2 protein-coding genes are annotated in these 4,393 nt (G+C 65.1%); both read left to right on the top strand.

The window, feature by feature from the left end:
• Nucleotides 1-64 precede the first annotated feature (64 nt).
• Complete coding sequence (locus ACFTZL_RS41725) at nucleotides 65-3,847, top strand: DUF6531 domain-containing protein (protein WP_382594877.1); 3,783 nt, start codon at nucleotides 65-67, stop codon at nucleotides 3,845-3,847.
• Nucleotides 3,848-3,872: 25 nt separating this feature from the next.
• Nucleotides 3,873-4,346 carry a hypothetical protein gene (locus ACFTZL_RS41720; protein WP_382594874.1) on the top strand — a complete coding sequence of 158 codons (474 nt, stop codon included), beginning with the start codon at nucleotides 3,873-3,875 and terminating at the stop codon, nucleotides 4,344-4,346.
• Nucleotides 4,347-4,393: the final 47 nt, after the last annotated feature.

Raw genomic sequence — 4,393 nt, 5'->3', positions numbered from 1 at the left:
GAATCGGTCGTGGTGGGAGGAGGTCGGGGACTGGTTCGTCGACAACTGGGACACCATCGTGGCGGTGTGCAAGGTCGTCGTCGCGGTCGTGGGGATCGTCGCGATGATCATCGGTGGGCCGATCCTGGGTGCGATCGTGCTGATCGCGGCCGCTGTCGTCCTCGCCGACACGCTCTACAAATATTCCAAGGGACAGGCGTCTCTTTGGGACGTGGGCTTGGCGGCCCTGGACTGCATACCCGGCATGAAGGGCCTGACCACCCTTGGGAAACTCGCCAAGGGCGCCAAAGCCCTTGGCAAGGGCGGTCTCAAGGCCATGGCCAAAGGACTCGGCAAGGGGCTCCGTAAGGGTGCCGACGACGCCGTGGCCAAGAGCAAGCCGACCAAGGGCCGTTGCAAGGGCGGCGACCCGATTGACCTGGTCTCGGGCGAAATGCTCATGGAGCAGTCGGATGTCGAGCTTCCGGGTCTGCTTCCTTTGGTTCTACGACGTACGCATCTGTCAACGTACCGCTGGGGCCGCTGGTTCGGCCCCTCGTGGGCCTCCACACTGGACGAGCGCCTGGAACTCGATGCCGATGGGGCTCTCTTCGCCTCTGAAGACGGCATGATTCTCGTCTATCCCGTCCCGGCACCCGGCACCTCGGTGTTGCCCCTGGAAGGGCCGCGCTGGCCCTTGGACTGGGAAGGCGCGCCCGGATCCCCGATCCGCATCACCGATCCGCAGACGGGCCACACTCGGCACTTCGCCCCGGTCGACAAGTCCTACGGAAACGACGAGGCGTTCACGCTGCCTCTCGTCGCGATATCGGATCGCAACGGTCATCGCATCGAGTTCGACCGTGCGGAGGACGGCTCACCCATCGCCGTCCGGCACAGCGGCGGCTATCACGTCGAGGTCGACCTGGACGACGGCCGGGTGTCCCGGCTGCGGCTGCGCAATCCGGAGGATGGCCCCTCAGGCACCACGCTGCTGCGCTACGCCTACGTCGACGGCGATCTCAGCGAGATCTACAACTCCTCAGGTGCGCCGCTCAAGCTGACCTACGACGACCAGGCACGCATCGCGTCCTGGACGGACCGCAATGAAGCCTGGTACCGCTTCACCTACGATGATCAGGACCGTTGCGTAAGAGGCGAGGGCGCGAACGGCATCCTCAGTTGCAGCATCGAGTACGACACCGACAACCGTGAGACGCGCTACACCGATTCTCTCGGACACACGACGACTCACCGCTACAACGAACTCCTCCAGCGCACCGCTGTTGTCGATCCTCTGGGCCATACGACGACCAGCGACTGGGACAGGTACAACCGTCTCGCCTCCAGTACCGACCCACTGGGCAACACCACGCGCTTCGAGTACGACGGCGTGGGCAACCTCGTCGTCATCCACCACCCGGACGGCACCACCGAGACGGCCGAATACAACGAGCTGCATCAACCGACCGTGGTCGTCCACGCCGACGGAGCGGTCTGGCGGCACGAATATGACGCGCGCGGTAACCGACTCGCCACGACAAACCCCGCTGGGGCCAGGACGACTTACGCCTACGACGGTCAAGGTCGTCCCTCGGCGGTCGTCGACCCATTGGGGCGGACTCGCCAATTCGTGTCAGACGCCGCGGGGCTGATGATCCGCGTCGCCGACCCCATCGGCAACTCCGCCCACATCGAGCGGGACTCCTTTGGTCGAGCAAGGACGATCGAGGACGCCTTGGGCCGGTCGACTCACACAGGATGGTCCTCCGAAGGCAAACTGTTGTGGCGCACGAAGCCTGATGGTGGTCAAGAGAGCTGGACATGGGACGGCGAGGGAAACCTTCTCTCACACACCGACACCGCGGGCCACGCCACGCTCTTTCGGCCGGGGCCCTTCGACCTGCCGAGCGCACGGACGAGCGCTGACGGCAGGACGTATGAATTCGCTTACGACACCGAGAAACGGCTGACCCGAGTCACGAATCCGCAAGGACTTTCCTGGTCCTACGCATATGACGCGGCGGGGCGAATGGTCTCGGAGACCGACTTCAACGGCAGGACCATCGGGTATTGCCATGACGCCTCGGGTCGCCTCACGGTGCGGAGGAACGCGGGCAGCGAATCCGTCCGGTTCACTCGCGATGCCATGGGCCGGACGACGGTCATGCAGTCTGACGACGGGTCCACGACGTATGCATACGACGCGGTAGGCCGGCTTCTTCATGCGGTCTCCGAGACGTCGGAACTACGGGTCGACAGAGACATGCTCGGCCGGATCGTTGCCGAGAGCGTCAACGGGCTCACCACATCACACACATACGACGCGATGGGGCGACGGGTATCCCGTCGGACTCCCAGCGGGCACGTTTCCACATGGTCGTTCGACAACGCCGACAGGCCTACAGCGCTCGACACGGCGGGCCGGACGCTGTCCTTCACCTACGACGCCCTGGGCAGGGAGACCGAACGGCGTCTCAACGACGTGTTCACCCTCACTCAGTCATGGGACTCGGTCGACCGCCTCATCGAACAGATCGTCGTGGCGGGGCCGGAGAACGCTGCTGAGCTCCTGCAAGGGCGAAGCTTCGCCTACCGGCCGGACGGCCGTCTCGCGGCGATGGACGATCGCTCGGCCGGCGCGCGTCGTTTCGAGTCGGATTCAGATGGCCGCATCACATCTGTGATCGCCCGTGACTGGACGGAGCGCTATGCCTACGACGGGACCGGCAACCTCGTTCAGGCTGACACGTCGCGTGACGGATCGGCCGACGGAACCCGGGAGTTCACCGGCACGTTGATCCGGCGCGCTGGACGCACCTTCTATGAGCACGACGCGCAGGGCAGGCTCGTCCGCAAAACACGGCGACTGCTCAATGGGCAGTCACGCACCTGGACCTACGTCTGGAATTCCGAAGACAGGCTCATAGAGACGGGCACGCCGGACGGGCACCGCTGGAGCTATCGCTACGATCCCGTCGGCCGCCGCATCGACAAGAGGCGGTTGACCGACAGCGGCGACACACTCGAGGAAGTGCGGTTCAGCTGGGACGCGACCCGGCTGGCGGAACAAGTCGACCACACCGGCCGGGTGCAGACCTGGGACTACGTACCCGGGGGCCATCGGCCCGTTGCCCAGACAGTGGGCCACGGGGACGACATCAACGCTCGCTTCTACGCCATTGTCTCGGACCTCGTCGGCGCGCCTACGGAACTCGTCGACGAGTCGGGAGACATAGCCTGGCAGCGGCTCGCCACGATCTGGGGCGCAGGTGTCCGAGGCGAGCAACGCCCGCCCGAGTCGGACGCCGTGGACTGCCCGCTGCGCTTCCCCGGTCAGTACGCCGACGCGGAGACCGGCCATTACTACAACTACCACCGTCACTACGACCCCGAGACGGCGCGCTACATATCTCCAGACCCTCTGGGCCTGGAGGCGGCGCCGAACCACCATGCCTATGTCGCCCAGCCGCAGCAGGCCTCCGACCCGCTTGGCCTCGCTCCGGACGGATGCCCGGAGGGGATGGACCCGGAATTCCCGAACATTCGGTTGGAAAACTACCGAGGGAGGTTCCAGGCATCACTCCACCGCGACGGCAGGACGCGACTTCCGGCAGACTGGGATGCGCATCATGCGATACCTCAAGAGTATCGTGGGCACCCCGAGTTCGCCGACTTCGATTTCGATCATCCGTCGAACATGAGGGGAATTCTCGGGAGCAGGTCGGGAGGCCGCGCTACCAACCATCATCAGGACATAACCAACCACTGGGCAGACTTCCGGGCCGCGAACCCCAATGCATCGAGGGCCGAGATCGAAAGTTTTGCCCGGACGATAGACGAGGGATTCCGTGACTATTACTGGTGAGTGGATCGACGAATGGACAGGGCGTATGCAGACGCTCTCCTCCACGTTCATGGAGCAGTTCCAGTCCAAGTTCGGCTACCCGCCGGATGACAACGGGGTGGAATCGGCTTCGGGGTCGGCTTCGGGGGAGACCGCGGGCTTGAGTGATCTCCCCCAGGATCTGATCACCTTCTATCGGCACGTGGACCGCGTCAGCCTTCCGGATGTGGGGTCCGGGCTCTTCGTGCACCCGGCCGACCGGACAGTGGCGGGGGTGCGGGGAGACCTCCCGACGAGGATCGTGGGCTCGCGCGAGGACTCCGTCGTGGTCTTCGGCTCCGACGGGGGAGGCGCGCTCTTCGCCCTGAGCGCCACGGACGAGACGACCGTCTACCGACTTCCGCCCGCGAGGGTCGAAGGCAGTGTGTACACGGAGGGAGCGATCCCGTGTGAAGTCGTGGCCTCAGGGCTGGCCGCGTATCTGACGTTCCTGGAGCGGGAGCTGCGGTCCGGGATGTAGCGGCGGTCTTGCCGGTCGCATGCTCGTGCCCCGCCACGCAGTGGCGG

The sequence above is a fragment of the Streptomyces sp. NPDC056948 genome, from assembly GCF_042674225.1.
In the GTDB taxonomy this organism is placed as follows: domain Bacteria; phylum Actinomycetota; class Actinomycetes; order Streptomycetales; family Streptomycetaceae; genus Streptomyces; species Streptomyces purpurascens.
This window is presented reverse-complemented; position numbering and strand designations above follow the sequence as displayed.

Bases quoted from the DNA above. Each gene is read 5' to 3' on its own strand.
- ACFTZL_RS41720 (WP_382594874.1), top strand. From the start codon at position 3,873: ATGCAGACGCTCTCCTCCACGTTCATGGAGCAGTTCCAGTCCAAGTTC.